Origin of the sequence: Campylobacter sp. JMF_01 NE2 (genome assembly GCF_027737365.1) — a bacterium.
Classification (GTDB): Bacteria; Campylobacterota; Campylobacteria; order Campylobacterales; family Campylobacteraceae; genus Campylobacter_B.
The window spans coordinates 1-4,820 of sequence record NZ_JAOVTR010000009.1 but is presented as its reverse complement, the minus strand read 5'-3'; the positions used below and the strand labels follow the sequence as shown (position 1 = coordinate 4,820).

Here is a 4,820-nt window from a genome sequence, read left to right as displayed (position 1 = left end):
ATTGCGGTTGTTGATAGGATTTTAAAGATTTTCATTTTTTCTCCTTTAATTGATTTGAGAAATAATTCTAAATTTAAGCCACTTAAAATTTAATAATTTATAACTCATAACCAAAAATTTTTTTCATTATTAATTGAAATAAATAAAAATCCACCTTAAATTTTATTTATTAAAATATTTTCTAGAAAAAATATCAAGCATTTTTCCACCAGGCTTCAAGCTAATAGATGCATGTTTATGAGCCAAACTAATCGGAATTAATCCATTTTCATACATTTCTGTTCCAAAAGTTATTAAACATTTAATAATCAAATTTAAATTATCGTAATGTTTTATTTTGATTTTTTCCTCATGAAAATTACCAGTTTTATCCTTAAATGGATACAAAACACAGACCACAAATTGTTTATTCTCAGCAATTTTTATCAAAAAATCTTGACCGTAATAAGTTTCTGAGCCAAAATTTTTATTTCCTTTATCGTCTTGTTCATTTATAAAGGTATATCTATATTTATCATTAATTGCAAAAAGGGTCTTGGCTGGGAGTATGTTTTTAATTTGCATAAAATGCTCAACAACTCTACCTGTTTTTATAAGCCCTAAAATTAATGGAAATTTTAAACCCCTTTTGGCACATTCTTCTCGCATTTTTCCGTATGATTTCATAATAGCACTATGAAATTTTGCTCCCTCGCCGTAAATTGCAAGCGGTCCATCAAACAAAACGCCGATTTCTGCAAATAAATTTAAATCATTTTCATAAATATGCCTTATGTAGTGATATAAAACAAAATGTTCTAAAATGTTTCTAAGTCGAGAAAACACGCCAACATTTTCGCCCATATTACTAAAAGTTTCATGAACCCTCAAAACATCGGTTGCAAAAATTTTATTATTACAATGAGGGCAAATCGTAAAACCATCATCAAAAGGCACTAAATATTCATCATTTACACCACAACTTTTATTTGGGCATTTATCAAATTTAAAAAATTTATTATGACCTTGCAAAAAAGCTTTGTCTATTTCCAAACAAAGTTCAAAAAGTCTATCATACAAATTTTTATCGCCCAACTTGCTTTGTTCGCTTCTAAAATTTTCAAAAACAGTTCGTCTAAAACTTTCTAATGCAGAGTTATCGCCTAATTTTTGCGTATATGCGCCCGGCAATGCAAAAGCTAGACAACTGGTATTTTCTTTTAATTTTTCTACTTCCATAGGATTGATATATTTTGCGCTATCGCTAGATAATTTATTATATTTATCCATTTCCAACACAATGCCACTTATTTTAATATATCCAACTTTTCTACTTGGATATCTAGCATCCGCATTCGCTTCATAATGCGAACCATCAAAAGAAAGAATAAATTTTGGTAGTTCTAGTTCTTTGCAATTTTGAAAAATTTCACTATTTTGTTGCGAATTTGTAAATTCTTCTAACTCTTTTACTTCCGGACGCGGAATTTCCGGACATTCTTCTAAAAATTTAATAATATCTGGATTTTTAATTATGTCATTATGTGCTATTTTAGAAGCATATTCACCTTTAAATGGCATCGCTAAATAATCCTTTTTCGTTTGTATTTTTTTGCTCCATTTTATCTTCCGGTGTCAATGCTTTGCTAAACCACATTGGATTTGGTAATTTTTCATACTCTTCTTTTAATTTTTTTGGATCAAAAAGTTTAATTTGAGTAGGCACAACATAGTTTGATGAAAGTGTTTTTATCCTAGCAAAACCTACATCCTGGGCTTTTTTTATAGAGTTTGCAAAACTTTTAAAATCATAATATTTTGATAAAGCCTTTATTTCATCATCGTTATTTAAATGCGTTACAAATAAATTTTCAGTATTCGCCAAAATATTTGGATGCACAGATGATGGCTCCTGTGTAGCATAAACCAATGCTATACCAAATTTAGCTCCTTCTTTTGCTATTCGCGGCCATGTTTCATCTAGTTTATTGGTTTTGCCTATTAAATTATGTGCCTCTTCCACATATAAAACACATTGCAGTGGCGGTTCGTTATTATTTACTATCTCGATATTTTTGTTTAAAATATACCAAGCGATTTTTTCAGACATATTTGTTTTCACACTTTGAAGTCCGACAGAAAGGTCCAAAATCACAATTCTGCCATCTTTTAAATGATTAAAAATTTCTTCTCGTATGTTTTTATTGCCGCTTGGCGAATGATAAGCAAAAGCATCTTTAAAATAAGATTTTGTATTTATAGGCGTTCCTTTATCGTTTTTTCCAGCTATCAAATTTAACATTCCCTCATCTGCCCCACTAAGCCACGGCTTTCCGCTATTTGTTCTTATTTCATTTTGTCTGTTTTTTGCTACAATATTAGCTTCTCTAATCATCATTAAAAAATCTTTAAATTTAATCTCATCCATACCCATACTAGGATCACCAAATTTTGATTTCATAAATCCTACTCTTGAATTTTTATTTGTTAAATTTGAAATATCTTCATTTTTAAATTTATCAGTATTTTTTAATGCATTATATAATGCTTCATATATGTCTTCACCAATAGTAAATTTAAAATTTAATTGAATATTTGTTTCAAAACCCATTTCTAAAAGCAACATTTTATAAATAGCAACGGACTTTTCCCATTTGGTTTTTGCGGATCTGTCTTGCGGCGCTTTATTACTTAATTCCAAAGAAAGAAATTTCAAAAAAGAATCCGACAAACCATCTCTTTGTTCTAATACTCTTTTTATTATTTCAAGTCCATTTTCCAAAGACTCATAAAAATTATCCCTTAAATCATAAAATTTAGGTGTTTTCATACCGCGATATCTTATGGTGTTATCATAAAACACATCATTTATAGATGAGCCGTCATCTTGTCCGTTTGCATTTGCGTATTCGCCGTTCATATCAAAAATTAATTGCCCTACTCTTATTTGTGCTCTTTTTGCCGCCAAAGAAACAGCTGAAATGGTAGTTTTAACCGTGTTTGATTTACCAGTTCTAGTCATACCAAAAACAGCAGTTCTTCTAGCTAAAAAATCTGCTGGATAAACTCTTACTACTACTTCGAATTCTTTATTCATTTTTTGCAATCTATTTGTAGATGTATATCGTAAATTTCCTATTTCAAATGCTTCTGGAACATTTACAAAACCCATTTTTGCGCAATCTTGTTTCATCTTTTGTTTTTTGTTTGGATCTATATAATTTACTATGTAGTCTAAAACTTTTGTTATTGGTTTATATACTTTTATATTTGCCATTGACTGGAAATCTTCAATATCGGCCCCAAATACAAGTTGATTTCCATCTGCACCACCCATATAAAACGAACCAATAACTTCGCATTCGAGTCCGCCAAATTGTAACCACGAGTGTGTTATGGGCTCTATTCCATCATTTTTATCTTCACTATAAATTTCAGATTGACTTTGATAATGTTCTATAATCGTGCGAATTTTATCATCATCGCCTGGTATATCACAAGGTCCATTCATCCTAAAAAGAAAAACAACTTTTTCGCTTTCATTAGCTCTATCAAAATTATTTGGATCGAAAGTAGCTCCGATTAAAAAACTATTTAGCGGAATACCTTTTACTCTTTCTTTATATGCATCGTTAGTTAAAATTTTAGCACTTTCGTAACTTAATTTAAAAACATTTCCTATAAAATTTATTTCTGGTTCTTGTATCATCCTAGCTAAAATATGCTTTGTTTTAAGCAAATCTTTCATTTATACTCCTTGTAAAATAATAACTGGCTCGCTGATATTTTTTATGTTACCATAAAACATCAATTCATTTCCTGTTGTTTTTTTAACTAAACTTGCAGAATATCTAAGTGAAAATTTAAAATTATCATAATTTTTGTATAAATCCAAAATTTCTTGGCAATTATCATATGTCAATAGCCATGGAATTTCAATATTTCTTATAACATCACATAGCTTTTTATGATCTTCGTGGATATAAAAATTCCTATATAATTGTGAGCCTTTTTTATAGTAAGGCGGATCAAAATAGATCAAAGATTTTTTAGGGAATTTAGTTTTTTTTATAAATTCAACGGCATCTAAATTCGATATTTCTATATTATTTTTCATAGAAGCAATAAATTCTACTCTTTTTATCAAATCTATCTTATTAAATCTGCAATCAATTTTATATTTACTATTTTGTTTGATACCGCCGATTGGTCCGCCATTTATTATCCCTGAAACATTGGTTCTATTTAAGAAAAAAGCAGCAAAACCAATATCAAAATTTGTCAAATTAGTATCATTTTTAAATCTAATAATTTCTTTTTGCTTATACCACTCTTTTAAATTTATATCAGTTTTTATAATTTTACATATAAACTTATCGCTATCATTTAATATAGAATACCATATGCTATATATCGCTAAATCAGCATCATTTAGTAATATTTTTTTAACAAATTTATTAGCTAATAAAAATAAAGCAAGCCCTGCACCACCAGCATACGGCTCTATATATAATCCATTGCTAAGATTATTGCCTATCAGCAAATCCTTCATCCAAAATTTTAATATACTTTTACCACCGGGATAACGCAACGGAGAGATATTTCTCAAAAATAACCTTTAAACCATAAAATCTACGAATTATAATAAAATAACAAAAAGAATCACCTTAAAATAAAAGTTTTATAATACTAAAAAAATAAAAAATTCTAATAAAACCAAATATACAAGTCAAATAACAAATTTTAATTGATTTAAAAAAGCATAAAGAATAAAAACAAAGTCCGCAACGACCTACTTTCCCGACATCCGAGTAACGGAGAGTATCATCAGCCATGATGAG

The 4,820-nt window shown here is 28.8% G+C and carries 3 protein-coding genes; all 3 read right to left on the bottom strand.

Annotation, left to right across the window (positions count from 1 at the left end):
- Positions 1 to 162 precede the first annotated feature (162 nt).
- The 3 genes from OFO01_RS08870 to OFO01_RS08860 are packed head-to-tail and all read right to left on the bottom strand — an operon-like array spanning position 163 to position 4,588.
- The gene (locus OFO01_RS08870) at positions 163 to 1,560 is read right to left on the bottom strand and encodes a hypothetical protein (RefSeq protein ID WP_270859990.1); all 1,398 of its coding nucleotides are present in this window, start codon (positions 1,558 to 1,560) and stop codon (positions 163 to 165) included.
- On the bottom strand, positions 1,550 to 3,727 hold the full coding sequence (locus OFO01_RS08865) for an ATP-binding protein (RefSeq protein ID WP_270859991.1): 2,178 nt from the start codon (positions 3,725 to 3,727) through the stop codon (positions 1,550 to 1,552). The genes OFO01_RS08870 and OFO01_RS08865 overlap by 11 nt, the downstream gene beginning before the upstream one ends.
- A complete protein-coding gene (locus OFO01_RS08860; RefSeq protein WP_270859992.1) occupies positions 3,728 to 4,588 on the bottom strand; it encodes a DNA adenine methylase in 861 nt (286 codons plus the stop codon). It abuts the gene before it with no gap.
- Positions 4,589 to 4,820 lie beyond the last annotated feature (232 nt).